Origin of the sequence: Clavibacter sp. VKM Ac-2873, assembly GCF_015351075.1 — a bacterium.
In the GTDB taxonomy this organism is placed as follows: Bacteria; Actinomycetota; Actinomycetes; order Actinomycetales; family Microbacteriaceae; genus Clavibacter.
This window is the reverse complement of record NZ_JADKRS010000007.1, coordinates 1-13,827: the sequence shown is the minus strand read 5'-3', so window position 1 is coordinate 13,827 and position 13,827 is coordinate 1. Positions and strand designations below refer to the sequence as shown.

Annotated in this window: 10 protein-coding genes and 1 pseudogene; 6 read left to right on the top strand and 5 right to left on the bottom strand. The window is 69.7% G+C overall.

Annotated elements, in window-relative coordinates; translation table 11 throughout:
* The first annotated feature begins 444 nt into the window (after positions 1 to 444).
* Entirely contained in the window at positions 445 to 1,656 is a 1,212-nt protein-coding gene (locus ITJ44_RS15395; protein ID WP_194636425.1) for an MFS transporter, read from the top strand.
* A 390-nt stretch (positions 1,657 to 2,046) separates the two neighbouring features.
* Here the strand turns inward: ITJ44_RS15395 and ITJ44_RS15390 are convergent, their stop codons facing one another.
* Entirely contained in the window at positions 2,047 to 3,117 is a 1,071-nt protein-coding gene (locus ITJ44_RS15390) for a VanZ family protein (RefSeq protein ID WP_194636424.1), read from the bottom strand.
* 981 nt (positions 3,118 to 4,098) lie between these two features.
* Between ITJ44_RS15390 and ITJ44_RS15385 the strand changes: the two genes are divergently transcribed.
* The 4 genes from ITJ44_RS15385 to ITJ44_RS15370 all read left to right on the top strand — a co-directional run bounded on the left by ITJ44_RS15385 (position 4,099) and on the right by ITJ44_RS15370 (position 7,732).
* Entirely contained in the window at positions 4,099 to 5,166 is a 1,068-nt protein-coding gene (locus ITJ44_RS15385) for a YdcF family protein (protein WP_370551715.1), read from the top strand.
* A gap of 94 nt (positions 5,167 to 5,260) precedes the next feature.
* Positions 5,261 to 5,491 (top strand): hypothetical protein, encoded by a 231-nt coding sequence (locus tag ITJ44_RS15380; protein WP_194636423.1) that lies wholly within the window; start codon positions 5,261 to 5,263, stop codon positions 5,489 to 5,491.
* A 43-nt stretch (positions 5,492 to 5,534) separates the two neighbouring features.
* Positions 5,535 to 6,320, top strand: a complete 786-nt coding sequence (locus ITJ44_RS15375) for an ABC transporter ATP-binding protein (RefSeq protein WP_194636422.1) — start codon at positions 5,535 to 5,537, stop codon at positions 6,318 to 6,320.
* Entirely contained in the window at positions 6,317 to 7,732 is a 1,416-nt protein-coding gene (locus tag ITJ44_RS15370) for an FtsX-like permease family protein (protein WP_370551714.1), read from the top strand. The genes ITJ44_RS15375 and ITJ44_RS15370 overlap by 4 nt, the downstream gene beginning before the upstream one ends.
* 39 nt (positions 7,733 to 7,771) lie before the next feature.
* Here the strand turns inward: ITJ44_RS15370 and ITJ44_RS15365 are convergent, their stop codons facing one another.
* The 4 genes from ITJ44_RS15365 to ITJ44_RS15350 all read right to left on the bottom strand — a co-directional run bounded on the left by ITJ44_RS15365 (position 7,772) and on the right by ITJ44_RS15350 (position 10,465).
* A complete protein-coding gene (locus ITJ44_RS15365; protein WP_194636421.1) occupies positions 7,772 to 9,439 on the bottom strand; it encodes a YcaO-like family protein in 1,668 nt (555 codons plus the stop codon).
* A gap of 162 nt (positions 9,440 to 9,601) precedes the next feature.
* Positions 9,602 to 9,982, bottom strand: coding sequence for an Lsr2 family protein (locus ITJ44_RS15360; RefSeq protein ID WP_194636420.1), 381 nt, complete (start codon positions 9,980 to 9,982; stop codon positions 9,602 to 9,604).
* A gap of 61 nt (positions 9,983 to 10,043) precedes the next feature.
* Positions 10,044 to 10,238 carry a hypothetical protein gene (locus ITJ44_RS15355; RefSeq protein ID WP_194636419.1) on the bottom strand — a complete coding sequence of 65 codons (195 nt, stop codon included), beginning with the start codon at positions 10,236 to 10,238 and terminating at the stop codon, positions 10,044 to 10,046.
* A gap of 62 nt (positions 10,239 to 10,300) precedes the next feature.
* Complete coding sequence (locus ITJ44_RS15350) at positions 10,301 to 10,465, bottom strand: hypothetical protein (RefSeq protein ID WP_194636418.1); 165 nt, start codon at positions 10,463 to 10,465, stop codon at positions 10,301 to 10,303.
* Positions 10,466 to 11,935: 1,470 nt separating this feature from the next.
* On the opposite strand from ITJ44_RS15350, the pseudogene ITJ44_RS16200 reads away from it, so the two are divergent.
* Positions 11,936 to 13,827 (top strand): annotated as a pseudogene (locus ITJ44_RS16200) (DUF11 domain-containing protein); the annotation flags it as partial.

Sequence of the window (13,827 nt, the reverse complement as noted above, 5' to 3'; positions counted from 1 at the left end):
AGGCCGAAAGTGACGGAGAGGCGGTCATCGGGCGAGCGCATGACTCGTCATCGGGCTGAGGTCAAAATGGTACAACCGATTTGTCTTTGGGCCGTCACCGTGTCACCATCGACCGACCTCGCGGGGGCGACATCCCCCTGAAGCCCCCGTGAGGTCACATCGCCCTCAGCTCGCGCATCGCATCTCGCGTCGAGCCGAGGGGGTCGGCTCCGTGCGACGTGCGAGGCGAATCCCATCCCCGCCTGCCCAGAGAGCGGAGCCGACCGGCCGGCTCCGGACCGGTTCTGGTCGGGGGCCGCGCCGGCCCGGAGCGCGGCTTGCCCCTGGACGAGGAGAGACGTGCATGCCCCGACAGCCGCTGACGTCCACCGTCGGTGCGGGCGCGCCATGGCTCGACCCGTCGCCGCCCGTCGACGAGCTCCGGGCGCCCGTGAGGGGGCTGGCATGAGTGCCGTCTCCCCGCGCCCCAGCGACCGCATCCGCCTGATGCTCCGCAGCGTGACCCTCATCAGCGGCGCCGGCCAGATCATCGACTTCGTCCTGCCGCTGTCGGCCGCGGACGGTCTCGGCCTCTCGGCGACCCAGACGGGCATGCTGCTCGCGGCGGCGCTCGGGACCGCCTTCCTCCTGCGCCCGCTCGCCGGGGTCTGGATCGACCGTCGCGACAGGTGCACGGTGGCCGCGGCGTCCGCCGTCGTGCTCGGGCTCGCGTACTCACTGCTGGCGGCCGCCGACTCCTTCGCGGTGGCGACGCTCGCCGCGTCAGCCGGCCGGGCCGCCAGCACCTTCCTCTGGATCGCGCTGCGTGCCATGGCAGCGGGGAGGAGCTCCACCGAACCCCGCGCGTCCTCCCGCATGCTCCGGGCCGAGGACCTCGGCTCCTGGGCGGTGCTCGTCCCCGCTGTCGGGCTCGTGTCGCTGCTCGGATGCTCGTCGGCCCTGGTCGTCGCTGCGGTGTGCTCCGTCGGCGCGGCCGCGATCCTCGTCTCCCTGCGGATCCACGGAAGCGCATCCGCGGCCGAGTCGCGGCCGATCTGCGAGCTCGCGCTCCTCGACATCCGCACGGGCCGCGCGCGGAGGCTCGTGCGCGATCTCCGTGTCCCGCTCCTCGGGGTCGGCCTGGTCGGCGCGGGCGAGGCGGCGATCTCGCTCCTGTTCCTGATGCACCTGCAGCGGGACCTCCACTTCAGCCCACTCACCATCGGAGCCACGGCGCTCCCGAGCATCGTGGCCCTCACGGTCGCCCAGGAGAACATGCGGGTGCTCACGGTCCGGTACGGTCGGCGGCGCATGATCGGTCACGCGGTCGCCACGCATGTCGTCTGCGCGATCGGCCTCACCGTCAGCCACGAGCCGACGATGATCGCCGCGGTCTGGGCGCTCTCAGCCATCGGGCTGGCCGCCCTGCTGCCGATCGAGCAGACGATCATCGCCGCTGCTGCGGGTACCCGGTCGGTCGGCCGCGCCTTCGGCGTCTACGAGGCCGTCGCGCTCCTCTCCGCTGCTGTGGGGACCCTGGCCGCCGGCGTCCTGTTCGACCACGGGCCATGGCCAGTGGTGTGCCTCGCCTGTGCCGGCACCACGCTCGGCGGCGGACTCGTGCTGACGTCCTGCGTGCCGATGGCGCGCACGGTACCGAACCGTCCTGACGCCTGATCTCCTCGTCGCCCGTCGCGCCGACCATCGCATGCGATGCCCGGTCGTCCCCGGGGAGCGCGGTCGGCTGGTGATCGTCCGCTCCCAGCCCTCCGCGACGCAGGCAGCCTCCTCCGCGCGCAGACGTGCACGGTGGACGCCGACGAGGGAGCCGACGATGGCGACCACGGAGATGGCGCTGGCGGCGGCCCTCGCCACCATCGACTCGGTGGTGGCCGCGGCGGCGATCATCGCGCACCCGGGGCCGAGCAAGACCAGGACCAACGTGACCGTCAGCCACCGCCGGTACCGCTGGAGGCGCTCTCCTGCCTCTCGAGACAGGTCGGCGAGCTCGGCGAGGTCGTCATCGGAGGGCGTGCGGGGGGCCGTCATGCGAGGACGACCTCGTGGTCAAAGGCCATCGGGGTCATCCGGATGCTCCACCCGAGGATGCATGCCCGCCGCGAACTGCGCGAAGCCGCGGGCGTCCTTCGTGACGAAGACGCCTACCGCGTTCGCGAGGATCAGGGCGACGGCAGCGATCCTCCCCAGGGCGTCGGGCAGCAGCGCGGTGAGCATGAGCCCTCCGAGGCCCGCCAGGATGCGGATCGTCCGTGCGAGCAACGCGCTGCGGAAGCGTTCGCTGTCGACGCGCACATGGAGGACCCGCTCGCCGATGGTGGTGCCGGTCACGAGGACGGCGGTGGAGTGGACAGCGCAGGCGATGAGAATGAACAGGACCGATGAGCCGTCCACGAGGCCCCAGATGGCTTTTGCCGACGGATCCGTCGGTGCACCGTCGTCGAAGAGCGCCGTCGTCATGGCCAGCGCGTCGTAGACACGGATGGTGAGCTCGAAGATGGCGATGGCGGCGACCACATCCGTCGCCATCGCGGCCACTCGGCGACGCCTGGTGAGCCGGCTGACCCGGATCGGGTCGCCAGGTGCTCGCCTCCGGGCCATCAGGAGCGCGGCGAGCGAGCCGGCCACGGCACCGACGGTGTTGGTCAGGAGGTCCCCGGTGTCGAAGGCCCTGTAGGCGCAGGGGAAGACGCCCCAGTCGCCTGTCAACTGCGAGGTCTCGATGATCAGCGATGTCGCGAGCCCTGCGACGCCCGCGACGATCACGCCTCGTCCGGTCAGCAGCCGGGCGAGGAAGCCGAACGGCATGAACAGGATGATGTTGGCGACCATCTGATCGAAGTCCGGGTCGTCGAGGGGGCTGGCGCCGTCGAGCGCCAGGATCCCTGCAAGGGGGTTCCATTCGACCCCGGCGCAGTGGATCTGAGCTCTGGCAGGCGGCGACAGGACGTAGGAGAGCAGGCCGCAGAGATAGACGATGCTGACGGCGCACGTGATGAGGAACGTCCTGGAGAGCCCGCCTCGCCGGCGCGACATGACCACCAAGACCGATATGAAGAAGACGAGCAGGATGGGTAATACGACCATCGCGGTGATGAGCATGGGGATGATGTTTGCCACGTGTCGCTCCTCCGTGGGGTGATTTCGGGTATGGTTTCTCTGTCGGCTCGGGCGGAATTCGGGTAAACCTTCTGACGGGCCGGGGACGCGCCTGACTCGAAGGTACTCGACGCGCGTCGCGGAGGCTGCGCAAGCGGTCCCCAGATGATCGCGTGGCCTATCCGGTCACCGATCTCCTGAGGCGGCGGAACACGGTCGCCACAGCACCCGCTCATGCCGGGCCCGAACGATTCGCCACACGTGCGGGCCCGTTCGGGCGGGATATCCCAGGAAAACATGAGCCTCTGGACCGGGAAAACGTCGATCGCGTCGCCTGGTGTCGGTGCGGTGGATGGCGGAGCCGCCACGTCGGCTGGGGTCCGACCGACATCGCGGCCGCGAGGGTGCCGAGGCGGTCGAACATGCCCACGATGGCGGCGAGGGGAGGGCTAGAGCATCCCGCTCGCGACGACCGGGAGCGGGCCCGTGCCGATGGTGCGCTGCGGGCGGGCCGGTCGACCAAGAGGTATCGCATCAGGGGATCCACCGCGGCGCCGGCGACTCCAGGGGAGACGCTCTCTGGAATGGCCATGAGGGCATTCGCGAGCGATGGTCGACCGGCGCCGCGATGAGGCCGAGGGTGATTGTGCCCGAGCGTCGATCTCGCATCGGGGTGAGGTCCAGGGCCAGCCGGGTACCAGAATCATCAGGACGTCGGAAAATGTCGGCCGATCACGTGGAACGGCGATTGCGTAGGTGTGCGGAGTGACGATCGGGCCGTGATGAGGATGTGTAGTATGCCGCTGTGAACAATGCTCTCCACTGCTTCACCCCACGTGACAGGGATTCCTATTCCGGCCTTTCTCGGGTCTCGCGATCCCTCATGTGCAGGCGCGACCGCTCGGGCTCGTCCTCCGGAACATCCCGCCCTCGACGATCGCGTACCGGCGGTCGACAGGTGAGCGCCGGCATCCCCTTCGCGGATGCCCCGAGGAGCGGCGCGTGAACCTGCTCGAGCCCGCTGCCTGGGGGTGCGCGGGCTCCGCTTGCGGCTTCGGCGTGCTCTACGTCATCGGTCGGCGGCGCGACCCCCGGATGCTGCGCAACGGCGTATTCCTCGTCGCCGCCGTCCTGAGCGCCGTCATGGCCCTCATCGCGGTGCTGGCCCTGCTCGTGCCGCTCGTGGCCATCCTCATCGCGGCGCTCGTGACCGTGCTCGTCCCGCTCGCCGTCCTCGGGCTGGCCGCCTCCCTCATCGTCAACGGCGTGCAGATGATCCGGCTCGAGGGTCGCAGCCTGGGGAATCTCCTCTCGCTCATCGCCGGCGTCTCCCTGTTGCTCCTCCCCGCAGCGATCACCGCCATCTCCGCGGCGTCGGACTTCGACGAGCCCTACAGCGCGGGGGACACCGTGCTGGCCGTCATCTTCCTGCTGCTGGTCTTCGTGCCGTCGTACTTCGCGCTGTCCTTCGTGGCGTTCGCCGTGTACGCCGTGATCTACGCGAGGACCCGGCACGCGCTCGTGCCGGCCGTCATCGTCGTGCTGGGTTCGGGACTGGTCCGTGGCGAGGTCCCGCCGCTGCTACGCAGTCGGCTCGATCGTGCGCTGGCCGCGTACGAGGACGAACGCGCCCTCCAGCGGGCCCCCCTGCTGATCCCGTCCGGAGGCCGAGGGCCGGACGAGCCGCGCGCGGAGGCGGACGCCATGGCCGACTACCTCGTGGCGCACGGGGCTGAGCCGGATCACGTGCGTCCAGAGGTCATGTCGCGGAACACGCGTCAGAATCTGAAGTACTCGCGGGACCTGCAGATCGCGGCGCAGCGCGACGGTCAGATGATGATCGTGACCAATGACTACCACGTCCTCCGGGCCGCGGCCCTCGCGCGGGGGCTCGACCTCCCTGCGCAGGTCATCGGATCGCCGACCGCGCGCTACTACGTCCCCAGCGCGTTCCTGCGCGAGTTTGTGGCCGTGACGGTCGAGCACCGCTGGCTGAACGTCGTCTGCTGCGCTCCGTTCGCGGCGCTGGCAACGTATCCGCTCTTCGACTACGTCAGCAGATGGGTGTGACCGGGTCGGGGGCAGCGGGGGCTGCCGACCTGACCGACCGTGTCGCACGCCGCCGCGTGCCACGCGGGGAGGAGGACGGGAGAGAGGGATGGCGATGGCAGTCGACGTGCTGGTGACAGGAGTGCCGAGCAGCGAGGGCTTCCGGGAGACCCTTCGCTGTCTAGAGGAGAGGGGCATCGATTTCCGGATCACCCGCGCGGTCGGCGGACTCGACCGCGCATATACGACCGTCGCCGTGCAGGCGGGAGCGGCGACCTGGACGGGCTTCCGTCCGGAGCTGCTCGACGCCCTTGCTCGGCGCATCAACGGATGGAGCACCGAGTGAGCCAGGACCGCAGCACTGCCCGAGCACGGAACCGGGTGCGGTGATGAAGCCGCCGATCCTCCGCGCATCCCGTCTCGTCCTCCGGTACGGCAGAGACCCCGCCCTCGACGGCGTCGACCTCGTGATCCGCGAGGGCGAGTCCGTCGCGGTCATGGGGGCCTCCGGATCCGGCAAGACCAGCCTCCTGCACTGCCTCTCCGGAGTGCTCCGCCCGGACACCGGGAGCGTCACCTACAGCGGCGAGTCCGGGGACGTCGAGATCTGCAGGCTCTCCGACGCGAAGCGTGCGGAGATGCGTCGACGGGATCTCGGGTTCGTCTTCCAGCAGGGCCTCCTCGTGCCCGAGCTCACGGCCGTAGAGAACGTCGCCCTGCCGCTCCTGCTCGGCGGTGCCGAACGCGCCGCTGCCGAGGCGCATGCTGGCTCGTGGCTCGCCGCCCTCGGGCTCGCGGGCATGGAGGCACGGCGCATCGGGGAGCTCTCGGGTGGTCAGGCCCAACGCGTCGCCATCGCCCGCTCGCAGGTGACCGGCGCGAGGATCACGTTCGCCGATGAGCCGACGGGCGCCCTCGACTCGGCGACCGGGGTGGGCGTCATGGACGCCCTGCTGCGCTCCACCGTCGGCCAGGGCCGGACGCTGGTGGTCGTCACGCACGACGAGTCGGTGGCGGCGAGGTGCTCCCGCGTGGTGCGACTCGTCGATGGCCACATCGTGAGCGACTCCGCCCTGGAGGGCTCCGCGAAGCCGCCGACCACGGCCATCCCCAAGCTCTATCCGCGTACGGGGCGTCCGGCGAGCGACGACGCCGACGATGAGGAGCTGTCGTGACGTCGGTCACGCTGCCGACGCCTCCGGCCATCAGCCAGATCCCCGGCAGGGCGCGCCGTACGCCCGTCCTGCGTCTGGCCTGGATGTTCACGCGGCCCGGGGCCGTGAGTCCCGCGACGGTCCTGCTCCCCGTCGTCGCCTTCGCGGTCACCACCGCGCTCCTGCTCACGGTGCTCGGAGGAACGCTGATGTTCTGGCAGTGGACAGAACCGTCCGCGCGCGTCCTCCAGCTCCTCAGCCTGGTGGCGCTGTCGCTGCTCCTGGTTCCCCTGGCGACCCTCGGCGGTGCCGCTGCCCGCCTCGCCGCCCGACGGCGTGACGACCGGCTGGCGACCCTTCGCCTCCTCGGTGCGAGCACGTGGACCATCACGCTCATGACAGCGGTCGAGTCGACTGCTCTCGCCGTCCTCGGTTCGGTCGCGGGAGTCGTGGTCTACACGTTCGGGATGCCTCTCGTCGGGCTCATCCCCTTCGAGGGCAAGCCGATCGGTCCGGTCGCCATCTGGGTAGGACCCGTGGTGATCCTCGTGACGGTGGCCGCTGTGGCGATGCTCGGACTGATCAGCTCCATCGCGGGGCTGCGTCAGGTGGTCATCACCCCGCTGGGCGTCCGCGTGAAGCAGAGACCGCCCCGCGTGTCGCCGCTCCGGCTGGTCGGGGGGACGCTCGCCGTGATCGTGGCTTTCGTGCTGCTGAAGAACCTCGACGGGCTCGGCGCCGCGATCGGACTCGTCGTCGTCGTCGTCGCGTTCAGCATCGCGATCGCGGCGTTCAACCTCAGCGGGCCGTTCGTCCTGTCCCTGTTCGCGCGGAGGAAGCTGCGTGTCGCGCGGACCGCCGCGCAGCTGATCTCCGCGCGGGGCATCCTCGAGTCGCCGAAGGCCGCATGGCGCCTCGTCAGCGGCGTCGCCATGACGAGCTTCACGGCCGTCGTGATCGGCTCGGGGGCGGCGCTGAGCATGCAGGCGGGCGATGGGGGCTCGACGGATCCCACCGCGACGGATATCCGGACGGGCATCTTCATCACGCTGGTGGCGTCGTTCCTCATGGTCGCGTGCTCGGCAGGCGTCAGCCAAGCGGCGGCCGTGCTCGAGCGGCGCGAGCTCTACGTGAGCCTCGACCGTCTCGGCATGCCCGTCTCGGTGATGGATCGAGCACGTGTGCGGACCGTGATGGCGCCCCTCGTCTTCGTGGCGCTGACATCCGCCCTGGTGGGGGCATGCCTGATCGCGCCCTTCGTGGGCCCCGCTCTCAGCTCGGGGTCGATCGACGCGGTGGTTCTCCTGCGGGATGCCGTCCTCGCGACCGGGGGGTGCATCGTCCTCGGGATCGCGCTGGTGCGCCTGTCGCTGCACGCGACGCGACCCATCCTGCTGAACGTGCTCGCGCACCCGTCCCGCGCTCTCGGCTGAGCGGGCGGATGGGGCGGACGGATCTCGGCGGTCAGCGGGTCAGAAGGCGAGCGGCCCGTCGTACCGCAGCTGGGGCGCGGGATGGCCGAGCAACATGGCGAACCCCGTCAGGCGGTCCGCCGGCGAGCTCGAGGCGGACTCGGAGATCGTGATGCCCGACAAGAGCACCTTGTGCACGGCGATGCCGCCGTCGTCGACGAGCGGGACGTCGTAGACGGAGAGGTTCTGCGCCTCGGCATCCAGCAGCAGCTGGCGGAACGTGTGGACCTCGTGCAGACCGAGCTCATCGGCGCCGACCTCCACGCCGGAGTCCATGTCCGGGAACAGCCCGGGCAGGCTCTCCACGGTGGCACCGGTGACCCACAGGTCGCGCATGTCCGTCCGCCTCGGGTCGGTCGCGATCCGGGCATCGAATGCGTACAGCCGCGAGACGCACTCCACGAAGGCATCCCGCACGCTCGCGGCGAGCGTCGAGCCGAACGCCGTCCCGAACGCCGAACGCGCGTGGTGCGAGCTCCCGCAGACGACGGTCACGGCGACGACCGGGGCATCGAAGGGGTTGTCGAGCAGCGTGACGGAGAACCTGCCATCGATCTCGGCCATCGCGATGCGCACGTCCTCCGGCACGAGAGCCCAGCCCAGGCCGGTGGGCCGGGCATCCGTGCGCACGTAGTACCGGAACGCGTCCCGCTCCACGACCTCACGCAGCCCCCGGTGGACGGCTTCCGCGGCGGATGCGCGGCATGCCACGCCGTCGTCGCTCCCCGCACCGATCGCCGAGGTGCCCTGTGGCGCGCGGGTGTGGAGGGCGAGAGCGGCGGGGATGTGCACGTGCCGGCCCTCGAGGACATCGACGGCGGGGATCCACTCCAACTCCACCGCGCTGGAGAACGGCACCCCCGGTCGCGCTCCAGCGCCCGCGAGGTCGAATCGATGCTCGACGTCGACTGCTCGCTCGAGCTCGAGAGCCGTCGCGGTGACGATGGCAGGGCTCGAGCCGGCCAGGACGTATCGTTCGAGCGCAATCCCGAGGCAGCTGGCCGTCGCCTCGGCGCCAGTGGTGCCCTTGCCGATCGCCGTCTCGCACTCCTCGGGGTCGAAGGCGTCGCGGACGGGGGCGACCGCGACGAATGCGCCACGCGATCGCCGAGCCGTCGTCGGGTTGCCGACGATCGACGCGAATCCGAACGCCCAGCGGGTGCGGGAGAGGAAGCGGGCAGCGTCAGCGGCTCGATCGTGCTCATCCGCTTCGGAGCATCCGGGTTCGTCGCAGGAGCCCGTCTCGCGAAGCGAGGGCGGCACGAACGCCCGCTCGCGCCCCGCGCAGCTCGGGCAGCCGGCGACCGGCCGGATGCACGACCAGTCCTGGCTGGCGTAAGCGGTGGTGACGGCGATCGAGAGGTCATGCAGGTTGTGGAACGCATGCACGATCTCCTTCGCTCCGGAGCCGCGGCTGTCGGTCGCCGTGCCGGTCCCGTAATGGTGCTCGAGGAAGGCGGGGATGGTGGAGAGGCAGCGCACGCAGGCGTCGCGCTCGTCCACACGCAGCAGGGCCCAGGTCACCGGCCCCGAGCCCAGGAGGTGGGCACTCGCGTGCGCCTCATCGAGTGCCGCGCTCGCGACGACGAAGATGTGCCGCTCGGCCGGCATCAGCCCGAGCTCGATGCAGATGTCGACATAGGCCCGGTACGGATCTCGCGGTGCCACTGGGTCCTCGTGTTCGTGTCGCGGTTCGATGGTCAGGGTCTGTCGGTCCCGAAGGCGGGCGCGTCGTGGGGGACGTGCGATGCCGCTGGCCCCCCCCGATGGGCGACGGACGGTGAGGAGCGGCTGCGGACTGCGGGTTCGCGCGCGATGCCTCCTCGTGGGTCACGCCCGTGCGCGGCGCCGCTCAGTCCCGCGGGGACGCTGGTCGTGGTACAGGCGGAGCAGCTCCTGGGCGATGCGGCCGCGGTCGCTCACCGGATGTCCGTGCTCACGAAGCCAGGAACGCGCATCCGCTCGCTCTCGCGCCTGGTCCTTCGCGGATGCTGCCCGTCGGCCGGAGAGGGGGGAGGAGACGGCTCGCACCTCGCGGCCGGCATCCATGTAGTGCTCGAGCTTCTGGCGGAGCTCGGTGGCATGCGCGATGCTGAGGTCGATCTCGTAGGTGATCCCGTCGAGGCCGAACCTCAACGTCTCGCCGGGGCGAAGATCGTCGAGGAGGGCGCCGTCGAGATCGTCGAGCGTATGGCCCGAGGTGGTGATCATTCGCGTCTCCTGATGCCTAGGGTCGAGGTGGATGTGCTCACGGGAACGGGGTGCGACCGGCTCAATGCGCCATGCGCTCCCACACGCTCCGTGCGTCGGCGAGATGCGCGCTGTTCTCCGGGAGGTTCAGCCACTCCGTATAGCGGTGGTCGCGGCCGATGCGGCACAGGCAGGCGAGAGCGACCGTGTCGCCGTTCTCGTTCGCATGCACTTCCTGGTGCCGCGCGCCACGAGGGGGCGCCATCTCACTGTCCATGGGGTCTGCTCCTGTCTTCGTGGTGATGGTGGGTCGGCGCGCGCCACGCACTCCGTGGCGCATCATCGGCGGTCGGCCCGGAGGAGGGCGAAGCCGGTCGTCAAGGCGGCCCCGCAGGCGGCCAGCATGCAGGGGCTCCAGGGATCACCCACGAGGGACGCCACGATGGATCCTGCTCCCAACGCCAAGGAGAACTGCACGAGCACGAGCCCGACGTCAGCGCGCATGGCGACGCAGGACGTTCGACATGGCTTCCCTGACCCGGCGGAGGAGCTGTGATACGCGCGGGATGGTGACACCGGGGTGAGCGCGTGCGGCGGATTGCCGCTCCATCGCGAGGATGCGCATCTCGCGCCTGCCGATGCGCTCCAGTTCCCGCAGTACCGCGGGAGCGCGTCGTATGTAGATCTCACTCGCCCCGGCCCGGCGCCGTCGATACCAGTGGTACGCCTTCGTGCGGTGTCTCCTGCGTTTTGCGTGCATGGGCGTTCCTCTCTCGTTCTCGCCGGGGATCGTGCGATCGGCCCGTCCCCGGGTGAGGGAGGGCGGCACGAGACTCATGCGACTCGGGTGTGCGAGAAGTAGGACGGTGGTGCCGGATCGGTGGAGCGTGGGGGCGGGAGTCCCAGCTCGGCAGGACTCTATGTCAGCCGCCGAGGCGTTTCACCGCACCTCGAGGGAAATGGTCCTGCACATCACCCCATGGGAGCGGCCAGAGCGAAAGCAGTACTACTGGTCTCGCTCGGGGATGAGCTGAACACGTTTTTCGCTGGGCGGACAGGGCTTCCGAGAGCATATACGGCACACCCCCCGTTCGAGGGCCATCTAAATCAAGACATAGCCTCACCGCAGGGTGAGATCGACGTGACATGCGTACCAATCCGCACCTTTTGGCTAGGTGATGGGACGTGCGAGATATGTACTGGGCGGGCCACGTCGATGTCTCTGGGGACCGTCGACATGTCAGCAGCCACCACAGCAGAGAGACACCTGACATGAACATCTTCGGCTCCACGCATCCGCGCCGCGATCCAGACGGATCCGCCACGCGATTCCGGCTCGACGCGACCACGAAGCGTGGCCGGTTCTCCGCTCTGCTCCTCTCCGTCGCGCTGGTCGCGTCGTCTTTGACCCTGGGTCCTGGGTTGTTGGGCGCGGCTTCGTCGGCCCAAGCAGCCCCTGGTAGCCCAGGCGTCCCCAGCGCCCCGACCACTCTTTACACGGAGGGCTTCGAGAATGCGGACACGAGCACAGCGGTTCCTCTCCTCTCCTACACGGGTGCAGGTGGTCAGACATACGACTCCGAGGGGCTGTACCGGAATACGGCGGAGTGCAACGGCCTCGTCTTGAACCCGAGCTCGGCTTTTGGCGCGAATCAGTGCACGAACGGGAGCATTCCCGGTTCGGTGCGTGCGCAACTCAAGAACTTGGTTTCCGCGTTAGGACAGCTCAACGGGACCGGCGCGGCCAACGACGCTGTCGCGTCGATGACTGCCTCGCAGGACGTGCCGGCCAACACGGTCGAGTTCAAAACGGTTACACCCATACCCCTCCCGTCTGCCAACGGCCGCTTCATCACATTCGGCGTGAGCGTCGCCGGAGCGTGCGGGGACGGCGGAACCAATTTCGTCCAGCCGCGCCTGGCGTTCAACCTCGTCAACAGCGCTGGTGTCGAGACATCTGCGACCAACACTCCTGTGAATCCGTGCGACGGCGCGACCGCCGGGATCCGCACGAAGGCGCTGGTCTCCGACAAGGGCATCTTGTTCAGCGGCTCGACGGTGGGCATCAAGATGCGCAACGTCGGCGGTGGCGGTAATCGAGGCAATGACCACGCTTTCGATGACATCAAGATCCTCGACGTCACCCCGCAGCTGGACAAGTCCTTCAGCCCCGCGTCCACGACGACGGGCGGCACGTCGAAGCTGACGTTCACCATCACCAACACCAGCGAGCTCGGGTCGAAGAACGGCTGGTCGTTCACGGACGCGCTCGCGCCCGGCCTCACCATCAGCAACCCGTCCGCAGCGACGACCACCTGCGCATCGGGTGTCGTCACGGCGCCCGCCGGCGGTAGCAGCGTCGCCGTCAGCGGCAACCTCAACGCCGGGCAGACCTCGTGCACCGTGTCCGTCAACGTCACGTCCAACACCGCCGGCACCTACACGAACGGCCCCGACAACGTCACGACCACCGGCCTCAACCCTCCCGGTACCTCGACCGTCACGTTCAGCAACCCGAGCATCGGCCTCGTCAAGCGCGCCGGCACCCCGGTGGACGTCAACGGCAACGGCCTCACCGACGCCGGTGACACGATCCAGTACACGTTCGCCGTGACGAACACGGGCGACGTGCCGCTGTCGAACGTCAGCGTGACGGACGCCAAGGCCGGAGCGGTCACCTGCCCCGCCGGGACCCTGGCCCCGCAGGCCACGGTGACCTGCAGCGCGGCGGCGCCGTACACCATCACGGCTGCGGACCAGAGCGCAGGGGCGGTGAACAACACGGCGACCGCGGCGGGAACGCCGCCCGGCTCCACGACGCCGGTCACCTCCACCCCGTCCACCACCACCACGCCGACCACGACGCCTGTCACCTCGCTGACGCTCGACAAGACCGCCACCCCGTCGGACGCCGCGTCCTTCACCGTGGGTCGCCAGATCACCTACTCGTTCCTCGTCACGAACACCGGCAACGTGGCCCTCACCGACGTCGGCATCGACGAGACGGCGTTCACCGGCTCCGGGACCATCTCGGACGCGAGCTGCCCCACCACCACCCTCGCCGCAGGAGCATCCACCACGTGCACGGCCACCTACGCGGTGACCCAGGCGGATGTGGACGCGGGCGGAGTGACCAACACCGCCATCGCGACCGGCACCCCTCAGGGGAGCACCACGCCGATCCCGTCCGACCCCGACACCGTCGTGCTGCCGGGCCTCAACACCCCCGCCATCACCATGACGAAGACGGCGACGCCCACCACCATCGCGGCGGCTGGTGATGAGGTCTCCTATTCCTTCGTCGCCACGAACACCGGCAACGTCACCCTCACGAACGTCTCGATCGACGAGACGCAGTTCAGCGGGACCGGCACCGCGCCGGCCATCTCCTGCCCCTCGGGCGCGGCATCGCTGGCTCCGGGCGCCTCGGTCACCTGCACCGCGACCTACATCGCCACGCAGGCGGACGTCGATGCCGGGCAGATCACCAACACGGCGACCGCGACCGGCACGCCGCCTCGCGGTGCGGCGGTCACCTCGGACCCGTCGCAGGCGGTCGTGACGGCCGATCCGAACCCGTCCATCGCGGTGGTGAAGTCCGCGGATCCGAGCTCGATCATGAACGCGGGGGAGACGGTCTCGTACTCCTTCGTGGTCACGAACACGGGCAACGTCACCCTCACCGACGCGACCGTCGCGGAGACCCAGTTCAGCGGCACCGGAACGGCTCCCGTCGTGACCTGCCCCACGGGAGCGTCCTCGCTGGCACCGGGTGCGTCCGTCACCTGCACGGCGTCGTATGTGGCGACGCAGGCGGATGTGGATGCGGGGTCGATCACGAACACGGCGACGGCGACGGGTACTCC